This window comes from Phenylobacterium sp. (assembly GCF_041919955.1).
Classification (GTDB): Bacteria; Pseudomonadota; Alphaproteobacteria; order Caulobacterales; family Caulobacteraceae; genus Phenylobacterium.
Genome location: NZ_JAYRSU010000021.1, coordinates 50,424 through 72,353, shown reverse-complemented (window position 1 = coordinate 72,353; position 21,930 = coordinate 50,424). Strand labels below are relative to the sequence as shown.

Below are 21,930 nucleotides of genomic sequence, written 5' to 3'. Positions count from 1 at the left end.
ATCGAAGTCCACGCCACGGCGGTCGTCGATCCCAAGGCGCAGCTTGCCGAGGGCGTCTCGATCGGCCCGTTCTGCGTGATAGGCCCGAACGTCAAGCTCGGCGCGCGGACCAAGCTGATGTCGCACGTCGTGATCGACGGCGCCACCGAACTTGGCGAGGACAACACGGTCTATCCGTTCGCTACCCTCGGCGGGCCGCCGCAACACACAGCGTACAAGGGCGAACTGACCCAGCTGATCATCGGCGACCGCAATCTGATCCGCGAGCACGCCACCATGAACACCGGCACGGTGGGCGGTGGCGGCGTGACCCGGGTCGGTTCGGACGGCCTCTTCATGATCGAGAGTCATGTCGGACATGACTGCGTCGTCGGCGACCAGGTGATCCTGACCAAACAGGCGACGCTGGGCGGCCACTGCGACATCGCCGATTTCGTGATCGTCGGCGGCTTGGCCGCCGTGCACCAGCGCACCCGCGTCGGGCGTCATGCGATGATCGGCGGGTTGGCGGCCGTGGTGAAGGACGTGATCCCCTATGGCTCGGTCTGGGGCAATCATGCACATCTGGAAGGGCTGAACCTGCTGGGCCTCAAACGCCGGGGTTTCAGCCGCGAGACCATCAACGCCATGCGCGCGGCCTATCGTATGCTGTTCGCCAACGAAGGCACCTTTCAGGAGCGCCTGGACGATACGGTCGAGACCTATGCTTCCTGCCCCGAGGTCATGGAGATCGTCGACTTCATCCGCGCCGACGCCAGCCGCCCGCTGTGCCTGCCGGAGCGCGAGGTCTGACGATGCAGAAGCTTGGACTGATCGCCGGCGGCGGCAATCTGCCAGTCGAGATCGCCCAGCACTGCGAACGCGCCGGCCGGCCGTTCTTCATCGTGCGGCTGAAGGGCTTTGCGGGCGAGGAGATCGCCCGCTATCCCGGCGCCGACATCGGCATCGCCGAACTCGGCAAGTGCTTCAAGGCGCTCAAGCGGGCTGGCTGCAAGGCGGTGACTCTGGTCGGCACGGTCGATCGGCCCGACTTCAAGGCCCTGGCGCCGGATCTGCGCGGTCTGATGGCTCTGCCGGGCGTGATCTCGGCTGCGCGCCGCGGCGACGACGCCCTACTGCGCCAGCTTATCGGCGAGTTCGAGAAGGAAGGTTTCGCCGTTGAGGGCGCGCATGAGGTGATGGGCGACCTGACCCTTTCAGCAGGCCCGCTGGGCCGCGTCACACCGACCGAGGAACAGATGGCCGACGTCCAGCGGGCGCTGAAGGTCGCGCGTGCGATCGGCGAACTGGATGTGGGGCAGGGCGCCGTGGTCTGCGACGGCCTGGTCCTGGCGGTGGAGGCCCAGGAGGGCACCGACGCAATGCTCCGCCGTGTGGCCGAATTGCCTCCCAACATCCGCGGTAGCGCCGGAGCCCCGCGCGGGGTGCTGGCCAAGGCGCCCAAGCCGATCCAGGAGACGCGTATCGACCTGCCGACCATCGGTCTGAACACCATTCAGCGCGCCGCAAAGGCCGGTCTCGCCGGGGTGGCGGGCGAGGTCGGCCGGCTGCTGGTGCTCGATCGGGAGGCCGTGATTGAGATGGCCGACGAGCTAGGCCTCTTCGTCGTGGGCGTGGAGCCGCCCGAGCAGCCGTGACCCGCCCTCTCTGCGTAATGCTAGTGGCCGCCGAGGCCTCCGGCGACGACCGCGGGGCAGGGCTGGCTCGCGCGCTGCGGGCGCGGCTGGGTGAGGGTGTGCGTTTCGTCGGCGTGGGCGGCGCGCGCATGGCGGCCGAGGGCGTTCAAAGCCCCTTCGACATCGCCCAGCTGTCGATCCTGGGCCTGCTGGAGGGCTTGCTTGCCTATCGCAAGGTCGTTGCGCGGGTCCAGGACACCGTCGCCCTGGCGCAACGCGAGAGGCCCGACGTTGCCATCCTGATCGACTCCTGGGGGTTCACGCTGCGGGTGGCTCAGCAACTGCGCAAGCTCGACCCGAAGCTGCCGCTCATCAAGTACGTGGCGCCCCAAGTGTGGGCCACGCGGCCAGGACGTGCCAGGACCCTGGCCGCCACGGTCGACCATCTGCTGTCGATCCATGTATTCGATGCGCCCTATTTCGAGGCTGAGGGCTTGCCGACGACCTTCGTCGGCAATTCGGCCCTGACCCTTGATTTCTCCGGCGCCGATGGTGGGCGTCTGCGGCGCGATCTGGGCATCGCGCCGGAGGCCCCGGTGCTGCTGGTCCTCCCGGGCAGCCGGCCGGGCGAGGTGAGCCGAATCCTGCCGCCATTCGCCGAGGCGGTGGCGATTCTGAAGGCGCAGCGCCCCGACCTGCAGATCGTGATCCCCGCGGCGCCCACCGTGGCCGACACAGTCAAGGCGCAGGCGTCGGGCTGGGCGCATGTGGTCGAAGGTGAAGGCGCCAAGCTTGACGCCATGAAGGCTGCGACCGTGGCCATGGCCTGTTCGGGCACCGTGACGACAGAGCTGGCCCTGGCGGGCGTGCCGATGGTGGTCGGCTACCGGCTGGGCGCAATGACCCACGCGATCCTCAAGCGCCTGATCCGGACGCCCTACATCACGCTCTTCAACATCGCGGCCAAGGCCTTCGTCGCGCCCGAGTTGGTTCAGGACGACTGCAACGGGCCGAACCTCGCCCGCGAGGTCGGTAAGCGCCTGGACGACCCGACCCTGCGCGCGGCGCAGGTCGAGGCGCAGTCGGCGGCCTTGCTGAAGATGGGCCGAGGCGGGCCCGATCCTTCCGAGGCCGCGGCCGACGCGGTGCTTAAGCTCTTGGCAGAACGGAAATCCTGACGCGAAAACAAAGAAGCCCGCCTCGATGAGGCGGGCTTCGTCGTTTTCGGCGGTCGGCGCGCTTAGCGCTTGTCGAGCGCGGTGTAGTCGCGCTGCGGAGCGCCGGTGTAGATTTGGCGCGGACGGCCGATCTTCTGCGACGGATCCTCGATCATTTCCTTCCACTGGCTGATCCAGCCCACGGTACGGGCCAGGGCGAACAGCACCGTGAACATCTCCGGCGGGAAGCCGAGGGCCCGCAGGGTGATGCCCGAATAGAAGTCGACGTTCGGGTACAGCTTGCGCTCGACGAAATAGGGGTCGTTGAGAGCGATCTTCTCGAGCTCGATCGCGACCTTCAGCAGCGGGTCGTCGGAGTGGCCAACCTCCTTCAGGACCTCGTGGCAGGTCTGCTGCATCACCTTCGCGCGCGGGTCGTAGTTCTTGTAGACCCGGTGACCGAAGCCCATCAGGCGATAGCGGCGGTCCTTCACACCTTGGACGTACTCGGGGATGTTCTCCACCGAGCCAATCTCGGCCAGCATGTTCAGGGCTTCTTCGTTCGCGCCGCCGTGGCTGGGACCCCACAGGCAGGCGATGCCCGCCGCGATGCAGGCGAAGGGGTTGGCGCCCGACGAGCCGGCCAGACGGACGGTCGAGGTCGAGGCGTTCTGCTCGTGGTCCGCATGCAGGATGAAGATGCGGTCCATGGCGCGGGTCAGCACCGGATTCGGCTTCCAGTCCTCGGCCGGGACCGAGAAGCACATCCGCAGGAAGTTCTCCGAGTAGGACAGGTCGTTGCGCGGATGCACGAACGGCTGGCCCTTGAAGTACTTGAACGCACGGGCGGCGATCGTCGGCATCTTGGCGATCAGCCGGTGCGACGAGATCATCCGCTGTTCCGGATCATCGATGTTGGTGCTGTCGTGATAGAAGGCCGACAGTGCGCCGACGGCGCCGACCATGATCGCCATCGGGTGGGCGTCGCGGCGGAAGCCCATGAAGAACCTATCGAACTGCTCGTGCAGCATCGTGTGATAGGTGATGTTGTGCTCGAACTGCTCGAACTCCTTGGCGTTCGGCAGGTCGCCGTTCAGCAGGAGGTAGCAGACCTCGAGGAAGCTCGACTTCTCCGCCAGCTGATCGATCGGGTAGCCGCGATGCAGCAGGATGCCCTTGTCGCCGTCGATGAAGGTGATCTTGCTTTCGCAGCTCGCCGTCGAGGTGAAGCCCGGGTCGTAGGTGAAGACGTCGGCTTCGGCGTACAGCTTGCGGATATCAACGACGGCCGGGCCGTCAGTGCCTTTGAGGATCGGCAATTCGACCGACTTGCCGTCGAAACTCACCTTAGCCGTGTCGCCCATGCCATTCCTTCCGTAGAGCAAGAAGTTAAACGCCCGTTTCAGGCGCCTTATAGCGCTTTATGCGGACTGTGAAAGCGCGTCGTCGAGACGCCCCAAACTTTCGTCTTTCCCAAGGCACACAAGGGCTCCCGCAAGGTCGGGGGCCGGCGAGCCGCCGGAGAGCACCCCGCGCAGGGCCGGGCCGAACTTGCCCATTCCCACGCCCTCGGCCTCAGCGAAGCCTCGCAGAGCGCCTTCGAGCGCCGGAACGTCCCAGGTCGGTTGTCCAGCAAGGGCCTCGTGCAGGCGCTGGAGACGCGCGCGGGTTTCCTCGGTCAGCAGCCCCTTGGCCTTTTCCGGAAGCTCCAGGGGGCGGCGCTTGAGCGCAAAGACCGTCGCGTCGGCAAGTTCCGGCGTCGTCTTGGCCCCGTCACGCACCAGCGGGACGGTTCGCTCGATGATGGCCTGGTCGCCGTCGTGCAGCGGGAAGTCGCGGCTCTTATGGATTTCCGTCACCAGCTTGGCCAGCCGGGCCGGGTCGGCCTGGCGGATATAGTGGTTGTTCAGGTGGTTGAGCTTGTCCCAATCGAGGCGGGCGGGGGCGCCGACCACGTCCTTGACGTCGAACCAGCTGATCGCCTGTTCGTCAGAGAAGATCTCGTCGTCGCCATGGCCCCAGCCGAGCTTGGCCAGGTAGTTGCGCATCGCCTCGGGCAGATAGCCCATGTCGTCGAACTCGCTGACCGCCTGAGCGCCGTGGCGCTTCGACAGCTTGGTCCCGTCGGGGCCGTGGATCAGCGGCAGGTGCGCCCACACCGGAACCTCCCAGCCCATGGCCTGGTAGATCAGGGTCTGGCGGGCGGCGTTGTTCAGGTGATCGTCGCCGCGGATCACGTCGGTGATGCCCATGTCGTGGTCGTCCACCACGACGGCGAGGTTGTAGGTCGGGGTGGCGTCCGAACGCAGCAGGATCAGGTCGTCCAGCGTCTTGTTCTGGAACGTGACCTTGCCCTTCACCTGGTCGTCGATGACGGTCTCGCCGTCGAGCGGGCTCTTCAGGCGCACGACGTAGGGACGGCTTTCATCGTAGTTGCCGCCGTCTGTACGGTCGCGCCAGGGCGAGCGGATCACCCGACCCTCGGCTCGGGCGGCCTCGCGCTCGATTTCGAGTTCGTCTGGGGTCATGTAGCAGCGATAGGCGCCGCCGCGAGCCAGCATCTCGGCCACCACTTCCCGATGGCGGTCAGCGCGGGCGAACTGGAAGACCGGTTCGGCGTCCGGCGTCAGGCCGAGCCACGCCAGACCGTCGAAAATCACCTGCACGGCCGCTTCGGTGGAGCGCTCGCGATCGGTGTCCTCAATGCGCAGAAGGAACTTGCCGCCGGTGTGCTTGGCGTAAAGCCAGTTGAAAAGCGCCGTCCGGGCCGTGCCTATGTGCATGGAGCCGGTGGGCGAGGGGGCGATCCGGGTGACGACGGGACGGTCGGACATCGAGTTGGAAACTATTTCTATCGCTGGCGCGCAAAGCGAACGCGCGGCGCCTATTAGCACGGCCTTTAGGCCGCGTCCTAGTTTTCGCCGCATCGCAACATGGCTTGTCGATCAAGCCTCCGTGCAGTCTTGGACCCTGTGGAGCCCGGTCGCCTTCGGCGCTGGCGCGGCGCTCTACCTGGCGTTGCCGCGAGAGCCTGTCGCGATTGTCGCCTATGGCATGCTGGCGCTGGCTGCGGCGCTGTTCTGGGGCGTCAGGCGTTTCGCTCTGGGGCGTGCCGCGACGGTGGCGCTAGTGCTCGTGGCCTTCGCCGTCGCCGGCTTTTCGGCGGCGAAGCTGCGGACCCAGGCGGTTCGCGCGCCCGTTGCTCCCGCCGGCGGAGGTGTGCGGCTGATCGAGGGATTCGTCGTCGATATCGCCTCGCCCGGCCAGGGCGGGCCAAGGGTGCTCCTGGCGCCGATCCGCATCAGCGGGCTGGCGCCTGCGGAAACGCCGATCCGGGTGCGGGTCACCCTGCGCGATGACGAGACCCTTCCGGCGCCGGGAAAGGCGGTGGCGCTGAAGGGGATGGTGAATGCGCCCCCGCCGCCCGCCAGCCCGGGTTCCTATGACTTCGCGCGCGACGCGTTCTTCGACGGTGTCGGCGGCGTCGGGTTCGCCCTGACGCCGGTCGAGCGGCTTGCACAGGTCGAGCATCCGCCCTGGCGGCTGGCCTTGGAGATGAAGGTCAATGCTGTGCGTTGGGCGCTCGCCAAGCGCATCGTCGCTGAGATGGGCGTGGAGAGCGGCGGTCTGGCCGCGGCCATGGTCACCGGTCACGAGGCCTTCGTGCCCCAGGAGCAGGTCGACGACCTGCGCGCTTCTGGTCTCGCGCACATCATTTCCATCTCGGGCCTGCATATGGCCATCGTCGGCGGTTTCGCCTTCGCGGCTACGCGGCTGCTGATCGCCGCGTGGCCCTGGGCCGCCCTGCGCATTTCCTCCAAAAAGGTCGCAGCCGCCGTGGGCCTCGCGGCTGTCGTCGCCTACTTGATCGTCTCCGGTGCGCCGAGCCCGGCCGAGCGGGCTGCGATCACTGCCGGCGCCGCCTTCCTGGCCATCTTGGTCGACCGGCGGGCGATCAGCCTGCATACCCTGGCGATCGCAGCTCTCGCGATCCTGGCCCTGCAGCCAGAGGCGGTGACGCAGCCCGGCTTTCAGATGTCGTTCGCCGCGACGGCGGCCCTGGTCGCCCTCGCCGAAGCCTGGCCGCGTCCGCCCAAGGAGATCAATACGCCCTGGCCCATCCGTGCGATCCAGGCCGTCGGCGTCTGGCTGGCGGCCAGCATTGGGGCCAGCTTCGTGGCCGGTCTCGCGACCGGTCCCTTCGCCATGCAGCACTTCAATCGGGTCTCGACTTTCGGCCTGGTCGCGAACCTGCTCACTGCGCCGATCTCGTCGTTTCTGATGATGCCCGCCTTGGCTGTAGGCGCCGTGCTCGCACCGCTTGGCCTCGGTGGTCCGCCGCTGGCGGCCGCGGGCCTTGCCATCGACACCATGAACATGATCGCCAGTTGGGTGGCGCGGCTGCCGAACAGCCAGATCATCTACGCCAGCGCCCCGGCCTGGACCCTGCCGGCGGCCTTCGTCGGCGTGCTGTGGCTGTGCCTGTGGCGTGGTCCCCTGCGCTGGATCGGACTGCCGCTGGCGCTGTCGGTATGGCTCTGCCCGCGGCCGCCGGCGCCCGACGCCTGGATCGCTGCGGACGGTTCCAGCGTCGCTGTACGACGCGGACAAACGGCGGTGTTGCTGCGGCCGGACGCAAAGTTGTTCGCTGCCGAGTTGTGGGCGAGGCGGCGCGGCCTGACCCCGGCGGCTGCCGATGCGCGCGAGAGCGCCTACGATTGCGACCGCTGGTCTTGTGCGCCTCGCAAGGGCAGCGAGGATCCGCGCATCGCTGCGATCTTCACCCGGCGGGCTTCGACGATCGACAAGAAGCAGCCGTTATTCTGCAAGTGGGCCGAGGTGGTGGTGGTGCGGGGCGAGGCGGGCGCTTGCCCAAAAGCTCTCACGCTGACTGCGGCCCACTTCGCGCGCGGGGGTTCGGCCGAGCTTTATCGCACCGCCTCCGGCTGGAAGGTGGTCTGGGCGCAGGACCTTCGCGGCCAGCGACCGTGGAGCTGGAGCCCTTAGGGCTCCAGATCACGCTCGAACGCGTGATCGTCGGAGCGCACGTCTTGCTTGGCGAAGAACGCGGCGGCGGCGGCTTCCTCGGGGGATTTCCCGCGGAAAGGCAAGTAGAGCCGCAGGCGGGTGGCGACTGCACTGAGCGCCGTTCCCGCACCAATCATCAGAGCCTCAGCGAGAGCGCCGACCCGCCTTGGCGGCTCGCCAAAGACAATCGCCCAGTCTATCGGGAAGCTGAGCACTAGCACCGTCGTCAAACCGGCGAGCAGCAGCAACGTGGGTAACATCTGCAGTCGTCGCCAGGCCTGCCGCGCCCTGACGCGCGTCTTCCAATTCATCGAGATCCCCGCCGAAGGCTGCCAAGCTATCAGCGAATGGAGATCCTTTGCAGCGCGCTCAGTGATAGCGGCGGATAAGGCCCACGAGTCGGCCTTGCACCTGCACTTGGTCGGGACCGAAGATGCGGGTCTCGTAGGCCGGGTTCGAGGCTTCCAGAGCGATGGACGCACCCTTCTTGCGCAGGCGCTTCAGGGTGGCCTCCTCGCCCATCACCAGGGCCACGACGATGTCGCCGGAGTTGGCGGTGTCGGTCTTGCGGATCACCACGTAGTCGCCGTCGAGAATGCCAGCGTTGATCATCGAGTCGCCCGCGATCTCCAGCACAAAGTGCTCGCCCGCGCCCAGGATCGTCTCCGGCACCGCAATTCGATCCCGTTCCTGCTGGATCGCCTCGATCGGCGTGCCGGCGGCGATGCGGCCGAGGATCGGTAGTTCGCGCGTGTCGTTGGCGATCGGCAGGTTGGGCGGGGGCTCGCTTCCCTCGACCAATTGGGGCTTGAAAGGCGAGCGGCCTTTGGGCGGGGCGGCGGTCGTCGCCTGCTGCGGCAGCTTCACCACTTCCAGCGCGCGGGCCCGGTGGGGCAGGCGGCGCAGGAAGCCGCGTTCCTCGAGGGCCGTGATCAGCCGGTGGATGCCGGACTTGGAGGCCAGATCCAAAGCTTCCTTCATCTCGTCGAAAGACGGCGAGACCCCGGTCTCCTTGATCCGCTCATGAATGAACATGAGAAGTTCGTGTTGCTTGCGGGTGAGCATGGCGGTCGAACCCTCGAGAACAAAGCGCAAACGTTAGAAATGTTCTCTAGGTGTTCTTAGTTAATGTCAAGTTACCGCAGAGCCTTTGAAAAGGCTGAGCTTTTCACACCCGAAGGGCGCGTGCCGAGCCGACTCAGGCGAGCAGGGTCCGGGTCGCGGCGGTGACGTCGGTCTGGCGCATGAGGCTCTCGCCCACCAGCATCGCCCTCGCGCCGCAGCGTTCGAGGCGCGTCACGTCCAGCGTGGTGAAGATTCCGCTCTCGGTGACGAGCAGGCTGTCCGTCGGCGCCAGGGGCGCAAGGCGCTCCGTGGTCGCCAGGTCCGTCTCGAAGGTTCGCAGATTGCGGTTGTTCACGCCGACAAGGGTCGCGCCCAGCCTGCCGGCGCGCGTCATCTCGTCCTCGTCGTGGACCTCGACCAAGGCGTCCATGCCGTGGCGCGCGGCTTCGGCCATCAGGTCAGCAGCCAGCGCGTCGTCGACCATGGCCATGATCACCAGGATGGCGTCGGCGCCCAGGGCGCGCGCCTCGGTCACTTGCCAGGGATCGACCAGGAACTCCTTGCGCAGGGCTGGCAGGGCGACGGCCCCGCGCGCAGCGGTCAGATATTCGTCGGCGCCTTGGAAGCTTGGTCCGTCCGTCAGAACCGACAAGCAGGCTGCGCCGCCGGCTTCGTAGGCGCGGGCCAGATTCGGCGGGTCGAAGTCCTCGCGGATCAGGCCCTTGGACGGCGAGGCCTTCTTGATCTCGGCGATCAGGGCCAGCTTGCCGGGGGCGTGGGCGCGTTCAAGCGCGACGCGGAAGCCGCGAGGCGCCGAGGCGGCCTTGGCAGCCGCCTCAAGGTCGGCCAACGTGCGGGCCGGTTTGCGGGCGGCGACTTCCTCGCGCTTGTAGGCGGCGATCTTGTCGAGGATGTCGCTCACGCCGTGACCTCGATCAGCTTGTCCAGCGCGGCCTTTGCGCGGCCGTCGTCGATGATCTGGCCGGCCAGTTCGACGCCTTCGCGCAGGGTCTCGACCTGCTCGCCGACCAGGAACGCCGCGGCTGCGTTGAGCAGCACGATGTTGCGATAGGCGCCGGGGGCTCCGTCCAGCAGCTCGCGCAGAGCGACGGCGTTCTGGGCTGGGGAGCCGCCGGTCAGGTCGGCCAGGGCCGACCGCGGCAGGCCCACGGCCTCCGGAGTAATGGTGAAGAGCCGGACCTGGCCGTCGCGGAACTCTGCGACGCTGGTCTCGCCGGTCGTGGTCATTTCGTCGAGGCCGCCGCCGTGCACGACCCAGGCGCGCTCTGCGCCCAGTGCGCCCAGCACGCGGGCCAGGGGCTCGACCCAGCGGTCGGCGAACACGCCCATCACTTGGCGCTGCGCATTGGCCGGGTTGGTCAGGGGACCCAGCAGGTTGAAGATCGTGCGGAAGCCGAGATCGGTGCGGATCGGCGCCACATGGCGCATCGCGCTGTGATGGGCCGGGGCGAAGAAGAAGGCGACATTTGCCTCGTCCAGGGCGCGAAGCTGCTGGTCGGCGCTGGCGGCCAGATTGACGCCCAGCTCGGTCAGCACGTCGGCCGCGCCCGAGCGCGAGGAGACGGCGCGATTGCCGTGCTTGGCGATCCTCAAGCCGCCGCCGGCCGCCACGAAGGCCACCGCGGTCGAGACATTGAGCGTGTGCAGGCCATCGCCCCCGGTGCCGCAGACGTCCATCACCTGGAACGGATGGTCGAGCGTGACGGCGGCCTTGCGCATCGCCCGAGCGCAGGCGGTGATCTCGCCGGTCGTCTCTCCGCGCATGCGCATGGCGGTGACGGCGGCGGCGACCTGGGCCGGCGTGGGCTCTCCACGCAGGCAGGCGGCGAAGAACTCGCCGGCGTCGTCTTCGGTCAGGGTTCCGCCATCGGCCAGACGGCCGAGCAGGGGCTTGAAGGCGTCGGACATGTCAGGCGTCGACCGGGGGCAGGGCGCCCGCGAGCTTGAGGAAGTTGGCCAGCATTGCGTGGCCGCCTTCGGTGGCGATGGACTCCGGGTGGAATTGGACGCCGTGCACCGGCTTTTCGCGGTGCTGGAAGCCCATGATCTCGCCGTCCTCGGTCCAGGCGGTCACCTCGAGCGCCTGCGGCAATGTCGACTTTTCGACGGAGAGGCTGTGGTAGCGGGTCGCGGTGAACGGATCTGGCAGACCGGCGAAGATGCCTTTGCCCTCATGATGGATGGGGCTGGTCTTGCCATGCATGATCGCCTTGGCGCGGACCACATCGCCGCCATAGGCTTGGCCGATCGCCTGGTGGCCGAGGCAGACGCCCAAGATTGGCAGGTCATCCGGCGCCGCGGCCAGCAGTCCGAGGCAGATGCCCGCCTCATTCGGCGTGCAGGGTCCGGGCGAGAGCAGCACGCCGGCCGGCTTGAGGCCGAGCGCCTCTTCGACGCTCAGCGCGTCGTTGCGATAGACCAGCGTCTCCGCGCCCAGTTCGTTCAGATAGTGAACCAGGTTGTAGGTGAAGCTGTCGTAGTTATCGACGACCAGGATCATGGCAGGTTCTCTAGGCTCCGCCGGCCCTGCCGCCAAGTCCCGCGATTGCCGGGAACCAAGCTTGGGCCGATGCTGTGTTCATGACGCCAGCCGATTCTGCGCTCGATCCCGACCAGTTGGCCTACGCCCGGACGCTTCTGCGTCCGCCGGTCGTTCGGGAGCGGGCCTGGCCGGCGCTGGCGGCTGCGGCGTTCGCGGCGGTCGCGGCGCTGTCGCTGGCCGCCGCCATGATCACCGCCCCGCCTGTGACGACCACGCACGTGGTCGATCGCGCGCCTTAGGGCAGGTCAGACGAAGCGCCAGGCCTCCTCGGCGGCGCGGCGCAGGGCGCGAGCCTTGTGCAGCGTCTCGTCGTATTCGGCGTCGGGATCGCTGTCGGCGACCACACCGCCGCCGGCCTGGACGTACATCTGGCCGTCCTTAAAGAGCGCCGTGCGCAGCACGATGCAGGTGTCGACCGAGCCGTCAGCGCCGAAATAGCCGACAGCGCCCGCATAGGCGATGCCGCGCTTTTCGATCTCCAACTCGTCGATGATCTCCATCGCCCGCACCTTGGGCGCGCCCGACAGCGTGCCCGCGGGCAGGGCGGCCATCAGCACGTCGATGGGATCGAGCCCCTCGGGCGCGTCGCCTTCGACGTTGGAGACCAGGTGCATGACGTGGCTATAGCGCTCGACGAAGAATGAGTTGGTCACGCGCACCCGCGGTCCGCGCGAAGCCTGCGGCTGCGGGGGCTCGTTTGCGCCCTTGGTCTTCAGCATCGCCACGCGGCCCACGTCGTTGCGGCCGAGGTCGAGCAGCATCAGGTGCTCGGCCCGCTCCTTGGGGTCCGCGATCAGGTCGGCCTCGAGCGCGCGGTCCTCTTCCGGGGTCGCGCCGCGAGGCCGGGTGCCGGCGATCGGGCGGATGGTGATCTTGCCGTCGCGCAGGCGCACCAAAATCTCCGGCGACGAGCCGGCCAGCTGGAAGTCGCCGTAGTTCAGGTAGAACAGGAACGGAGAGGGGTTCATGCGCCGCAGCGAGCGATAGAGCGCGAACGGGTCGTGCGCGAACGGCGCGCGGAACCGGTGGCTCGGCACCACCTGGAAGATGTCGCCCGCCAGGATGTAGTCCTTCGCTCGGGCGACGATGCGGTGATAGTCCTCACGGCTTACCGGCGTGGTGAAGCGGTCCGGTTCGGGTGCGGCCTCGCCGGTCAGCGGCGGTGCGGGCTTGCGCAGGTCGGCGACTACCTCGGCCAGCCGTGTCTTGGCGTCCTCGTAGGCGGCCTTGGCGGTGATCTCCGAAGGGCGCACCGTCGTGACCAGGACGATCTCCTGGGCGATGGCGTCGAAGATCGCCACCATCGAGGGACGGATCATCAGCCCATCGGGCAGGCCGAGCGGATCGGGATTGATGTTCGGCAGGCGCTCAACCAGCCGGATCATGTCGTAGCCGATGGCGCCGAATACGCCGGCCGACATGGGTGGAAGGCCCTCCGGCAGGTCCAGCCTTGAGCGGGCGACCAGGTCGCGCAGCGAATCCAGCGCCCCCCCGGCCTGGGCCTGGAAGCGTCCAGCCTCGATGTCGGGGCCGACCGCAATCTCGGCCGCATCCCCCCGGCACCTCCAGACGAGGTCGGGCTTCATGGCGATAACCGAATAGCGGCCGCGGTGGGCGCCGCCCTCGACGCTTTCGAACAGGAAGGCGTAGGGGCGGCCGTGGGCGATCTTCAGATAGGCCGAGACGGGTGTCTCGAGATCGTCGATCAAGCGGGTCCAGACGACCTGCGGCGCGCCTTGAGAATACGTCTCCTCAAAGTCCGCAAACGCAGGATCGATCGTCACTTCGCCTTCTCCGTCTTGGCCGCCGGGGCGGCGGCCTCTTCCTTGCCTTTTTCGAGCGGCGGCAGGCCAAGGGCCGCGCGCGCCTTGTCGGGATAGATCTTCGCGCCCAGTTCGGTGCGCGATGCGCGGCGCGCCGAGGCCCCGAGGTCGCGGAAGAACGCCATCGTCAGCTGCGGCCGCGCGTCCTCGGTGATGCGGGCGACGGCGGCCGGGGCCGGCGCGCGGACCGCGGTCAGCTTGCCGACGATCAGGGCGAACTGGGTATGCTCGGCGGTGAACACGTCGCCGGGCTTGGCGCCGAAGGCCTTGATCAGGCCGTCCCGCGACAGGGCTGTGCTCTGGGCGGCGTTCTGTCGGTCCAGGCCGGTCACGTTGACCACCTTGGCTCCGGCCGAGGCCGCGACGGTCTCCAGGCTCTCGCCTTTCTTCACGCGTGCGGCCAGTTCGTCGGCCTTCGCCTGCATGCGCTTGACCGTCTCGCGCATCGTCCAGAAGCGGGCGAGCTCGGGCTTGATTTCGGCCAACGGCGGCAGGGCGGCTGGAATGATCTTTTCAACACGCACGGCGAAGTATTGGCCCTCGCCGGCGTCTTGAATGTCGCTTTCGCCACCGGCCGGCAGGCCGAAGGCGACTTCCAGCATCTTCGGCGTCACGCCGGCGACCGGCTGGCCTTGCTGGCCCTGACCGCGAGCCGTGACGGGGCCGAGGGTGGTGGTCGGCACGCCGGCCTTCTTGGCGGCCTCGACGAGGTTCGAGCCGCCCTGACGCGCGTCCTCGTAGGCTTGGCTCAGGGCGTAGACCTTCTCGGAAGCCGCGTCCTTGCGCAGTTCGGCTTCGATCTGTGGACGCACCTGGTCCAGCGTAACCGACTGGCCGGCGGTGATCTTCAGCACCTTCACGATGGCCATGCCCAGTTCGCCCTGGATGGCGCCCGAGGTCTGGCCTTCCTTCAGGCCGAAAGCGGCGGCGCCGACCTGCTTGTCCGGGATCGCCGACTGCGGCTTGTCAGCATATGTGATGGCGTTGACGCCCAGCGACTTGGCGATGGCGGCCGGATCCTCGCCCTTGCCGAGGCGGGCTGCGACGGACTGGGCCGACGCGGCGTCCTTCACCGGGATCTGGATCACGGTGCGGGTTTCCGGGCGAGACATGGTGTCCTTGCGGAACGCAAAGCGCTTCTGAACCTCAGCCTCGTCGATCGGCAGGCTGGCGCTGACCAGCGCCGGGGTGAAAGCGACCACCGTGATCACGCGGAATTCCGGCCGCTTGATGCGGTCGGACATCTCGTTCATCAGGCTGGTCAGCTGCGCGTCGGTCGGCGCGGCCGGCTGCGGCACGCTGCGCGGATCGATCGCGAAGTAGCTGACGTCGCGGGCTTCCGTCTCGTAGATCGCGCCGAGAGCGCTATAGGCGCGCGGCACGCGCAGGCCGTTCACCATCGCCGAAGCGACATGCGACTCGCCGATCTGGTCGCGCATGATGGTTTCGAAGCGGGCCGGCGTCAGGCCGTTTTCGTTGAGCTTCTGCTGGTACAGCGCCTTGTCGAAAGCGCCGGAGACCGAGTTGAAGAAAGCCGGGATTTTCCGCAGTTCCGATTCGAGCAGCCGATCGGAGGCCCTCACGCCCGCGCGCGACAGCATTTCGCCGAACGATTCGCGGGTGGCGATCTCGTCCATCAGCCGCTTGTCGAGGCCGGCCTGAACGGCTTCCTCGGTCGTCACGGGGCGCTTGGTCTGTTGCTCGGCGTTTTTGCGGAAGTTGTCGAACTCCTGCCGGAAGGCCGCGCCAGAGACGTGCCGCGAGCCCGCCTTCACGACATCGTTGGAGAAGTTGCCTTTGAAGACGTCGTTGACGCCGAAGATCGCGAAGCTGACGACCAGCAAGCCGATCAGCACGGCGGCGACCCAGGATTTGGCGAATTGTCGGGTGGCGGACAGCATTTGACCCTACCGGAGCCCCTTCGGCGCGAACATGGAACGGCGGGTATAGTGGAGGCGGCTTCCCCCCCGCAAGCGCGTGACAGAAGAAGCAGCTTGCCTTAACGCCGCTGCGACCACGAAAAACACGAGGCAGACATGACTTCTCCGACCCCTTTGATCGCCGGCAACTGGAAGATGAACGGGGTCGCCGCGTCTCTGGCGGAGGCTCAGGCCGTCGCCGCCGGTCTCGGCCAAGCCAAGGCCCGCGTGGCGATCTGCCCGCCCGCGACCCTGGTCGAGCGGGCCGCGAGCGCGATGGAAGGCGGTCCGGTTCTGGTCGGTGGCCAGGACTGCCGGGCCGAGGCGTCGGGCGCCTTCACCGGCGACGTGGCCGCCGAAATGCTGGCCGACGCGGGCGCCAGCCTGGTGATCCTCGGACATTCCGAGCGGCGCGCCGGCTATGGCGAGACCGACGCCGTGGTCGCCGCCAAGGTCGAGGCGGCGCTCCGCGCCGGCCTGGAGCCGATCGTCTGCGTCGGCGAGACCCTGGACGAGCGCAAGGCCGACAAGGCGCTGGAGATCGTAACCGGGCAGGTGAGGGGCTCTCTGCCGGCGGCCCTGGCCGGCAAGGCGTTCTCGGTCGCCTATGAGCCGGTGTGGGCCATCGGCACCGGCCTGACCCCGACGACTCCTGAAATCGAGGAAGTCCATGTCGCGATCCGCGCCGCCCTGGTCGAGCTGTTCGGCGAACACGGAAAGACCGCGCCGATTCTCTATGGCGGTTCGGTGAAGCCCTCGAACGCCGCCGAAATTCTCCATGCGGCCGAGGTCGGCGGCGCCCTGGTCGGCGGGGCCTCGCTGAAGGCCGAGGACTTTCTCGGCATCATCCGGGCCCTCTAGCCGGCCTCTCTAGACGGACTCGGAGGGGCCTTTCAGCTCCACCGTGTTGCCCTCGGGGTCGAGGATGTAGATGGACAGCCCATCGCCTTCGGCCCCGTAGCGGTCGCCCTCGTCGACGATGGTTACGCCGTGGGCCTCCAGGTGCGCGCGGATGGCCTGCGGATCGAACGGTCGGACCGCCAGACAGAAATGATCGAGGTTGCGGCCCTCCACGCCGGGGGCCGAGCCGCCGGCCCTGCCCAGCTTACCGTCAACGGTGACGAGGTCGATCAGCGAGCTTCCGACCCTCACGTGAGTCATGCCCAGTTCCGGCCGGTCCCAGTCGACCGGGCAACCGAGAATGTCGCGATAGAAGGCGACCATCTTCTCCTTGTCGACGACGCGCAGGACTATGTGGTCGAAGCCGGCAGGCTGGACGGGATGTGTCATGCGCAAGAGATAGGGGGCGGGCGCCTATAGCAACAGGCCGAACAGGCGGCAGTCGCGATGCTCACCGTCGCGCAGCACATGTCCGCGCAGCAGACCTTCCTGCTCGAACCCAAGCTTTTCCAACAGGGCGTCGGAGCGGCGATTGCCCAGGTGGGTGCGCGCCGCCAGCCGCCGCACGCCCATGGCGGCGGCATAGCCGATGACCGCGCGCATGGCCTCCAGGGCGTAGCCGTGGCCCCAGGCGTCGCGGCCGAGGATGAAGCCCACCTCGGCGCGCTTGTGCCAGCGGTCGATGTCCGAGAGGTCGCATGCGCCCAGGAATTCGTCGTCGTCCAGCCTTCGGATCGCCCAGTGCGCGGCCTTGCCGGCTCGGGCGTCGGCGACCTGGCCCTCGACGATCGCCTTGACCAGATCTGGGTCGTCCACCTCGGGGATGTCCCAATGGGCCATGACCTCGACGTCGCTGAGCACCGGGAACAGCAGATCGGCGTCACCGACCTCCAGCGGCCGCAGGCTCAGACGTTCGGTTTCGAGAATCATGGACTTGCCCGCAAGATGCGACGCCCTAGCTATGGCCTTACGCGCCGCCGGGTGGTAGAGCGCGCGCTTCATTTCGGCGCGGGGGACCCGTCGAAGACAACGGATACGTCATGCTGCTCGGCATTCTGCTCACTGTTCACGTCATCGTCTGCATCGCGCTGATCGCCGTGGTGCTGCTGCAACGCTCGGAAGGCGGTGCGCTGGGCATGGGCGGGGGCAACACTGGCTTCATGACCGCTCGCGGCGCCGGCGACCTGCTGACCCGCACGACCTGGATCCTGGGCACGATCTTCTTCGTCCTGAGCCTGGCCCTGACCATGCTGGCCGGCCGCGAGCGCGGCGCCGCCTCGGTCGTGGATCGCATCAAGGTCCAAGGCATCGACCCGAACAGCCTGAACCAGCCTCCCCAGCAGCAACAGCCCGCCGCGCCCACGTCGCCCAGCGACGCGCCTGCGCCGCTGACCGCCCCGACGCCGCAGGTCCGCAACCCGTTCGGCGAAGCGCCGGTCCAACAGCAGCCGGCCCCGGCCGCGCCGTCCAACCCCTAACGTTCCAGAGTCATCGTGAAACCTGATCAAAAGCCGCTTCGGCGGCTCGTTCGGCGTTTGCGTGCGTCCGCGTTCGCGGAACGGCGCTCGCAATCCACAAGCTTTGGCGAATCGCCGCAGCGCATTCGCTGCGAATCGCTGGTACTCTGAACGCCCATGGCCCGGTACATTTTCATCACCGGCGGCGTGGTTTCCTCTCTTGGAAAAGGTCTCGCGTCCGCCGCCCTTGGCGCGCTCCTGCAGGCTCGCGGCTACAAGGTCCGCCTGCGTAAGCTCGACCCCTATCTGAATGTCGATCCGGGGACGATGAGCCCCTATCAGCACGGCGAGGTCTTCGTGACCGACGACGGCGCCGAGACCGACCTCGACCTGGGGCACTACGAGCGCTTCACCGGCGTGAACGCCACCAAGGCCGACAACATCACCACCGGCCAGATCTACAAGACCATCATCGAGAAAGAGCGCCGGGGCGACTATCTCGGCGCGACGGTCCAGGTGATCCCGCACGTCACCGACGAGATCCGTAACTTCGTGCTCAGCGATCCGGGAGAGGGCGTGGACTTCGTGCTCGTCGAGATCGGCGGCACAGTGGGCGACATCGAGGGCCTGCCGTTCTTCGAGGCGATCCGTCAGTTGGGCCAGGAGCTGCCCCGCGGCCACGCCTGCTACATCCATCTGACCCTGTTGCCGTTCATCAAGACGGCCGGGGAGATGAAGACCAAACCGACACAGCACTCGGTGAAGGAACTGCGCTCGATCGGTATCCAGCCCGACATCCTGCTGTGCCGCTGTGAGCAGCCGATCCCGGCGGGCGAACGCCGCAAGATCGGCCAGTTCTGCAATGTTCGGGAAAGCGCCGTGATCCAGGCGATGGACTCGCCGAACATCTATCACGTGCCTCTCGACTACCACGCCCAGGGCCTGGACCGCGAAGTGCTGTCGGTGTTCGGCATGCTCGAGAGCGCGCCTGCGCCTGACCTGTCGCGCTGGCAGTCGATCTCCAACACCCTGACCAACCCCGACGGCGAGGTGAATATCGCCATCGTCGGCAAGTACACCGTCTTGACCGACGCCTATAAGTCGCTGGTCGAAGCCCTGGTGCACGGCGGCGTCGCCAACAACGTCCGCGTCCGTTTCGACTGGATCGAAGGCGAGACCTTCGAGCGGGAGGAGGGGCTGATCTCCGAGCGCCTGACCGGCGTCCACGGGGTGCTGGTGCCCGGCGCCTTCGGCGAGCGGGGCTCGGAGGGCATGATCCGCGCCGTCCAGTTCGCTCGCGAGCACGAGATCCCTTATTTCGGCATCTGCTTCGGCATGCAGATGGCGATGATCGAGGCCGCCCGGAACCTCGCCGGCCTCAAGCACGCCTCGTCGACCGAGTTCGGCCCGACCAGCGAGCCGATCGTCGGCCTGATGACCGAATGGGTGCGCGGCAACGAGCGCGAGACCCGTAGGGAAGGCGACGACCTGGGCGGCACCATGCGCCTGGGCTCGTACGAAGCGATCCTGACGCCGGGATCCAAGGTGGCCGCGATCTACGGCGGCCCGGTGATCCACGAGCGTCACCGCCATCGCTACGAAGTGAACATCGGCTATCGCGAGGCGATCGAGAACACCGGCCTGGCGTTCTCCGGCCTTTCACCCGACGGTGTGCTGCCCGAGATCTGCGAGCGTGCGGACCACCCGTGGTTCGTCGGCGTGCAGTTCCACCCGGAACTGAAGAGCCGGCCCTTCGACCCGCACCCGCTGTTCACCGGCTTCATCGGTGCGGCCAAGGAGCGGAGCCGGCTGGTCTAGGGCTTTCTCCCTCCCCACGCAGGTGAGGGAGCGATATCGTTCCCTCATGCTCACCCGCGACGAGGTCCGCCGTATCGCCCTGGCCCAGACGGAGGCCTACGAGGCCGACCACTTCGGCATGCCGTCGTTCCGGGTCGGCAAGAAGATCTTCTGCACGATCCACCAGGACCATCCGCGGGCCATGCTAAAGCTAGATCCCGAGGACCAGCGCAACCTGGCCGAGGGCCTGCCGGGCGTTGTCGAGCCGGTCCCGGGTTACTGGGGGAGCAAGGGCTCGACCTTCGTCTGGTTCGAGCGCATCGAGGAGCCGCGATTCGCCGAGTTGATGCGGATGGCCTGGGCGCAGGTGGCCCCGAAACGCTTGATTGGCTGAGATTTCTTTCAGGCGCTTGATCTTCCGGGGCGTATCATGCATACACCCGCGCTCACGTCGGCGGCCGCCCGTTCGGCCGCCTTCTCCATTTTCTACGCCTGCGAGATTCTCCGATGGCCGTTCCGAAGCGAAAAGTATCCCCCTCGCGGCGCAACATGCGACGTTCGCACCATGCGCTGGGCGCCAACTCCTATGTCGAAGACAAGGAAACCGGCGAACTGAAGCGCCCGCACCACATCGACCTGAAGACCGGCATGTACAAGGGCCGCCAGGTCATCACCCCGAAGGCTGACTAGGCCTCCAGGGCGATTTCGGGCGCGAATGCGCCCGCAAGCTTCGAAAACCCCCGCCCGGTCCGCCGGGCGGGGGTTTTTGCTTTGGTTTCGGCCCTGGGTTTGCCCCCGGCGGCGAAGGTGGCTAAAGGGTCGCGCGCCTTTCCCGCCTAGCCTGGAGCTCCCATGACCGAGATCGTCGACATCACAGCCCGCGAAATCCTCGACAGCCGCGGCAACCCGACGGTCGAGGTCGACGTCGTCCTCGAGGACGGCTCGCTGGGCCGCGCGGCGGTCCCGTCCGGCGCCTCCACCGGCGCGCACGAGGCGGTTGAGAAGCGCGATGGCGACAAGTCGCGCTACGGCGGCAAGGGCGTGCTGGCGGCCGTCGAGGCCGTCAACGGCGAGATCTACGATGCGCTCTCGGGTTTCGACGCCGAGGACCAGCGCCGCCTCGATCAGCGCCTGATCGACCTGGACGGCACCCCCAACAAGGCTCGCCTGGGCGCCAACGCCATCCTTGGCGTCAGCCTGGCGACCGCCAAGGCCGCGGCGATCAGCGCCGGCCTGCCGCTCTACAAGTACGTGGGCGGCGTTTCGGCCCGCGTGCTGCCGGTCCCGATGATGAACATCATCAACGGCGGCGCCCACGCCGACAATCCCATCGACATCCAGGAATTCATGATCCTGCCCACCGGCGCCCCGACCTTCGCCGAGGGCCTGCGCATGGGAGCCGAGATCTTCCATGGCCTGAAGAAGGCCCTCAAGGACGCCGGTCACAACACCAACGTCGGCGACGAGGGTGGCTTCGCCCCGAACATCGGCTCGGCCGAGGAAGCTTTGGCCTTCATCGTCAAGGCGGGCGAGGCGGCCGGCTACAAGGCTGGCTCCGACTTCCAGCTCGGCCTCGACGTCGCCTCGACCGAGTTCTTCAAGAACGGCAAGTATGAGCTGGAAGGCGAAGGCAAGTCGCTCGATCCGGCCGGTATGGTGAAGTACCTGGAAGGCCTAGTCGGAAACTTCCCGATCGTGACCATCGAGGACGGCGCCGCCGAGGACGACCTGGAGGGCTGGAAGCTGCTGACCGAGGCCCTTGGCGGCAAGGTGCAGCTGGTCGGGGACGACCTGTTCGTGACCAATCCCGCTCGCCTGTCGATGGGCATCGACAAGGGCCTGGCCAATTCGATCCTGGTCAAGGTCAACCAGATCGGCACGCTGTCCGAGACCATGGACGCCGTCGAGATGGCGCACCGCGCCGGCTACACCTCGGTGATGAGCCACCGCTCGGGCGAAACCGAGGACTCGACCATCGCCGACCTAGCCGTGGCGATGAACTGCGGGCAGATCAAGACCGGTTCGTTGGCTCGGTCGGACCGCACCGCGAAATACAATCAACTTCTCCGCATCGAGGAAGAGCTGGGCGACCAGGCGATCTACCTCGGCGCCAAGGCGCTCAAGCGCCTCTGACCGACGTGGCCCGGAGCGGGGCGCGGCCATGGCCGTCGCGTCCCGCTCCGGCCTCCGGTTTGTAACCGGAAATTAAGCACGTTTGCGTGAGATAGCGGTGTTCAGGAGTCCCAGATTCGCCTGTGTTCGCACGCCTTCGCCCATATCTGCCGACAGCAGCGCTTGCGTTCCTGATCGTCTATTTCGGCTTCCACGCCTTCACTGGCGAACGCGGGCTGCTTTCCTCCACCCAACGCGATGCTGCGCTTGCGGCCAAGTCCCAGGAGTTGGCCCAGTTGCGTACCCAGCGGCAGGATTTGGAAGCCCGGGCGAAGCTGCTGCGTGATTCGAGTCTTTCGGCCGACCTACTGGAAGAGCGCGCCCGTTCCCTGCTAGGCTTCGGACATCCGAACGATTATGTGATCCGCGTGAAGCCGTAGAGCGGATTCGTTCACATCTTAACTGAAACGCGGAGCTTAACCGCGAAACTGCA

The 21,930-nt window shown here is 67.3% G+C and carries 23 protein-coding genes; 12 read left to right on the top strand and 11 right to left on the bottom strand.

What is annotated here, in order from left to right:
- From lpxA to lpxB, 3 genes are read left to right on the top strand one after another with little or no spacing between them, the layout of a single operon-like run.
- Entirely contained in the window at nucleotides 1-792 is a 792-nt protein-coding gene (gene lpxA, locus ACE3T2_RS16725; protein WP_374659395.1) for an acyl-ACP--UDP-N-acetylglucosamine O-acyltransferase, read from the top strand.
- 2 nt (nucleotides 793-794) lie between these two features.
- Nucleotides 795-1,637 carry an LpxI family protein gene (locus ACE3T2_RS16720; protein WP_374659381.1) on the top strand — a complete coding sequence of 281 codons (843 nt, stop codon included), beginning with the start codon at nucleotides 795-797 and terminating at the stop codon, nucleotides 1,635-1,637.
- Complete coding sequence (gene lpxB, locus ACE3T2_RS16715) at nucleotides 1,634-2,794, top strand: lipid-A-disaccharide synthase (RefSeq protein ID WP_374659379.1); 1,161 nt, start codon at nucleotides 1,634-1,636, stop codon at nucleotides 2,792-2,794. Before ACE3T2_RS16720 ends, lpxB begins: the two co-directional genes overlap by 4 nt.
- 62 nt (nucleotides 2,795-2,856) lie before the next feature.
- Here lpxB and gltA read toward each other — a convergent pair whose 3' ends face one another.
- Both gltA and gltX read right to left on the bottom strand, forming a co-directional pair.
- Nucleotides 2,857-4,137, bottom strand: coding sequence for a citrate synthase (gltA, locus tag ACE3T2_RS16710; protein ID WP_374659377.1), 1,281 nt, complete (start codon nucleotides 4,135-4,137; stop codon nucleotides 2,857-2,859).
- A 57-nt stretch (nucleotides 4,138-4,194) separates the two neighbouring features.
- Complete coding sequence (gene gltX / locus ACE3T2_RS16705) at nucleotides 4,195-5,607, bottom strand: glutamate--tRNA ligase (protein WP_374659375.1); 1,413 nt, start codon at nucleotides 5,605-5,607, stop codon at nucleotides 4,195-4,197.
- 121 nt (nucleotides 5,608-5,728) lie between these two features.
- Between gltX and ACE3T2_RS16700 the strand changes: the two genes are divergently transcribed.
- The gene (locus tag ACE3T2_RS16700; protein WP_374659373.1) at nucleotides 5,729-7,780 is read left to right on the top strand and encodes a ComEC/Rec2 family competence protein; all 2,052 of its coding nucleotides are present in this window, start codon (nucleotides 5,729-5,731) and stop codon (nucleotides 7,778-7,780) included.
- On the opposite strand, the gene ACE3T2_RS16695 is transcribed toward ACE3T2_RS16700, so the two are convergent.
- The 5 genes from ACE3T2_RS16695 to ACE3T2_RS16675 all read right to left on the bottom strand — a co-directional run bounded on the left by ACE3T2_RS16695 (nucleotide 7,777) and on the right by ACE3T2_RS16675 (nucleotide 11,387).
- On the bottom strand, nucleotides 7,777-8,112 hold the full coding sequence (locus tag ACE3T2_RS16695; protein ID WP_374659371.1) for a hypothetical protein: 336 nt from the start codon (nucleotides 8,110-8,112) through the stop codon (nucleotides 7,777-7,779). The genes ACE3T2_RS16700 and ACE3T2_RS16695 overlap by 4 nt on opposite strands.
- Before the next feature lie 58 nt (nucleotides 8,113-8,170).
- Nucleotides 8,171-8,866, bottom strand: a complete 696-nt coding sequence (gene lexA, locus ACE3T2_RS16690; RefSeq protein ID WP_374659369.1) for a transcriptional repressor LexA — start codon at nucleotides 8,864-8,866, stop codon at nucleotides 8,171-8,173.
- 133 nt (nucleotides 8,867-8,999) lie between these two features.
- Nucleotides 9,000-9,788 (bottom strand): indole-3-glycerol phosphate synthase TrpC, encoded by a 789-nt coding sequence (trpC, locus tag ACE3T2_RS16685; RefSeq protein WP_374659367.1) that lies wholly within the window; start codon nucleotides 9,786-9,788, stop codon nucleotides 9,000-9,002.
- Nucleotides 9,785-10,795, bottom strand: coding sequence for an anthranilate phosphoribosyltransferase (gene trpD / locus ACE3T2_RS16680; RefSeq protein ID WP_374659365.1), 1,011 nt, complete (start codon nucleotides 10,793-10,795; stop codon nucleotides 9,785-9,787). Before trpD ends, trpC begins: the two co-directional genes overlap by 4 nt.
- A 1-nt stretch (nucleotide 10,796) precedes the next feature.
- Nucleotides 10,797-11,387 carry an aminodeoxychorismate/anthranilate synthase component II gene (locus ACE3T2_RS16675; RefSeq protein WP_374659363.1) on the bottom strand — a complete coding sequence of 197 codons (591 nt, stop codon included), beginning with the start codon at nucleotides 11,385-11,387 and terminating at the stop codon, nucleotides 10,797-10,799.
- 80 nt (nucleotides 11,388-11,467) lie between these two features.
- Between ACE3T2_RS16675 and ACE3T2_RS16670 the strand changes: the two genes are divergently transcribed.
- Entirely contained in the window at nucleotides 11,468-11,668 is a 201-nt protein-coding gene (locus ACE3T2_RS16670) for a hypothetical protein (RefSeq protein WP_374659361.1), read from the top strand.
- 6 nt (nucleotides 11,669-11,674) lie between these two features.
- Here ACE3T2_RS16670 and trpE read toward each other — a convergent pair whose 3' ends face one another.
- Both trpE and ACE3T2_RS16660 read right to left on the bottom strand, forming a co-directional pair.
- The gene (gene trpE, locus ACE3T2_RS16665) at nucleotides 11,675-13,213 is read right to left on the bottom strand and encodes an anthranilate synthase component I (protein WP_374659359.1); all 1,539 of its coding nucleotides are present in this window, start codon (nucleotides 13,211-13,213) and stop codon (nucleotides 11,675-11,677) included.
- Nucleotides 13,210-15,153, bottom strand: a complete 1,944-nt coding sequence (locus ACE3T2_RS16660; protein ID WP_374659357.1) for a SurA N-terminal domain-containing protein — start codon at nucleotides 15,151-15,153, stop codon at nucleotides 13,210-13,212. The genes trpE and ACE3T2_RS16660 overlap by 4 nt, the downstream gene beginning before the upstream one ends.
- 135 nt (nucleotides 15,154-15,288) lie before the next feature.
- Between ACE3T2_RS16660 and tpiA the strand changes: the two genes are divergently transcribed.
- Entirely contained in the window at nucleotides 15,289-16,032 is a 744-nt protein-coding gene (gene tpiA / locus ACE3T2_RS16655; RefSeq protein ID WP_374659355.1) for a triose-phosphate isomerase, read from the top strand.
- 9 nt (nucleotides 16,033-16,041) lie between these two features.
- On the opposite strand, the gene ACE3T2_RS16650 is transcribed toward tpiA, so the two are convergent.
- Both ACE3T2_RS16650 and ACE3T2_RS16645 read right to left on the bottom strand, forming a co-directional pair.
- On the bottom strand, nucleotides 16,042-16,461 hold the full coding sequence (locus ACE3T2_RS16650; RefSeq protein WP_374659353.1) for a VOC family protein: 420 nt from the start codon (nucleotides 16,459-16,461) through the stop codon (nucleotides 16,042-16,044).
- A gap of 24 nt (nucleotides 16,462-16,485) precedes the next feature.
- Nucleotides 16,486-17,001 (bottom strand): GNAT family N-acetyltransferase, encoded by a 516-nt coding sequence (locus ACE3T2_RS16645; RefSeq protein WP_374659351.1) that lies wholly within the window; start codon nucleotides 16,999-17,001, stop codon nucleotides 16,486-16,488.
- A 110-nt stretch (nucleotides 17,002-17,111) separates the two neighbouring features.
- Here ACE3T2_RS16645 and secG point away from each other — a divergent pair, with 110 nt between their 5' ends.
- The 6 genes from secG (at nucleotide 17,112) to ACE3T2_RS16615 (ending at nucleotide 21,877) form a co-directional block, all read left to right on the top strand.
- Nucleotides 17,112-17,549: a preprotein translocase subunit SecG gene (secG, locus tag ACE3T2_RS16640; protein WP_374659349.1), complete on the top strand. Its 438-nt coding sequence runs from the start codon at nucleotides 17,112-17,114 to the stop codon at nucleotides 17,547-17,549.
- Nucleotides 17,550-17,705: 156 nt separating this feature from the next.
- On the top strand, nucleotides 17,706-19,346 hold the full coding sequence (locus tag ACE3T2_RS16635; RefSeq protein ID WP_374659347.1) for a CTP synthase: 1,641 nt from the start codon (nucleotides 17,706-17,708) through the stop codon (nucleotides 19,344-19,346).
- A gap of 46 nt (nucleotides 19,347-19,392) precedes the next feature.
- Nucleotides 19,393-19,719 (top strand): MmcQ/YjbR family DNA-binding protein, encoded by a 327-nt coding sequence (locus ACE3T2_RS16630; RefSeq protein ID WP_374659345.1) that lies wholly within the window; start codon nucleotides 19,393-19,395, stop codon nucleotides 19,717-19,719.
- A 113-nt stretch (nucleotides 19,720-19,832) separates the two neighbouring features.
- Nucleotides 19,833-20,015 (top strand): 50S ribosomal protein L32, encoded by a 183-nt coding sequence (gene rpmF, locus ACE3T2_RS16625; protein ID WP_374534463.1) that lies wholly within the window; start codon nucleotides 19,833-19,835, stop codon nucleotides 20,013-20,015.
- Between the two features lie 162 nt (nucleotides 20,016-20,177).
- Nucleotides 20,178-21,458 (top strand): phosphopyruvate hydratase, encoded by a 1,281-nt coding sequence (gene eno / locus ACE3T2_RS16620; RefSeq protein ID WP_374659343.1) that lies wholly within the window; start codon nucleotides 20,178-20,180, stop codon nucleotides 21,456-21,458.
- A 122-nt stretch (nucleotides 21,459-21,580) separates the two neighbouring features.
- The gene (locus tag ACE3T2_RS16615) at nucleotides 21,581-21,877 is read left to right on the top strand and encodes a septum formation initiator family protein (protein WP_374659341.1); all 297 of its coding nucleotides are present in this window, start codon (nucleotides 21,581-21,583) and stop codon (nucleotides 21,875-21,877) included.
- Nucleotides 21,878-21,930 lie beyond the last annotated feature (53 nt).

Excerpts from the sequence above, each read along its gene's own strand:
- secG (WP_374659349.1), top strand. The coding sequence starts at position 17,112 with ATGCTGCTCGGCATTCTGCTCACTGTTCACGTCATCGTCTGCATCGCG.
- ACE3T2_RS16635 (WP_374659347.1), top strand. The coding sequence starts at position 17,706 with ATGGCCCGGTACATTTTCATCACCGGCGGCGTGGTTTCCTCTCTTGGA.
- ACE3T2_RS16660 (WP_374659357.1), bottom strand. The coding sequence starts at position 15,153 with ATGCTGTCCGCCACCCGACAATTCGCCAAATCCTGGGTCGCCGCCGTG.
- ACE3T2_RS16630 (WP_374659345.1), top strand. The coding sequence starts at position 19,393 with ATGCTCACCCGCGACGAGGTCCGCCGTATCGCCCTGGCCCAGACGGAG.
- lexA (WP_374659369.1), bottom strand. The coding sequence starts at position 8,866 with ATGCTCACCCGCAAGCAACACGAACTTCTCATGTTCATTCATGAGCGG.
- eno (WP_374659343.1), top strand. The coding sequence starts at position 20,178 with ATGACCGAGATCGTCGACATCACAGCCCGCGAAATCCTCGACAGCCGC.
- tpiA (WP_374659355.1), top strand. The coding sequence starts at position 15,289 with ATGACTTCTCCGACCCCTTTGATCGCCGGCAACTGGAAGATGAACGGG.
- rpmF (WP_374534463.1), top strand. The coding sequence starts at position 19,833 with ATGGCCGTTCCGAAGCGAAAAGTATCCCCCTCGCGGCGCAACATGCGA.
- trpD (WP_374659365.1), bottom strand. The coding sequence starts at position 10,795 with ATGTCCGACGCCTTCAAGCCCCTGCTCGGCCGTCTGGCCGATGGCGGA.
- ACE3T2_RS16650 (WP_374659353.1), bottom strand. The coding sequence starts at position 16,461 with ATGACACATCCCGTCCAGCCTGCCGGCTTCGACCACATAGTCCTGCGC.
- ACE3T2_RS16695 (WP_374659371.1), bottom strand. The coding sequence starts at position 8,112 with ATGAATTGGAAGACGCGCGTCAGGGCGCGGCAGGCCTGGCGACGACTG.
- ACE3T2_RS16670 (WP_374659361.1), top strand. The coding sequence starts at position 11,468 with ATGACGCCAGCCGATTCTGCGCTCGATCCCGACCAGTTGGCCTACGCC.
- gltA (WP_374659377.1), bottom strand. The coding sequence starts at position 4,137 with ATGGGCGACACGGCTAAGGTGAGTTTCGACGGCAAGTCGGTCGAATTG.
- ACE3T2_RS16645 (WP_374659351.1), bottom strand. The coding sequence starts at position 17,001 with ATGATTCTCGAAACCGAACGTCTGAGCCTGCGGCCGCTGGAGGTCGGT.
- gltX (WP_374659375.1), bottom strand. The coding sequence starts at position 5,607 with ATGTCCGACCGTCCCGTCGTCACCCGGATCGCCCCCTCGCCCACCGGC.
- ACE3T2_RS16720 (WP_374659381.1), top strand. The coding sequence starts at position 795 with ATGCAGAAGCTTGGACTGATCGCCGGCGGCGGCAATCTGCCAGTCGAG.
- ACE3T2_RS16675 (WP_374659363.1), bottom strand. The coding sequence starts at position 11,387 with ATGATCCTGGTCGTCGATAACTACGACAGCTTCACCTACAACCTGGTT.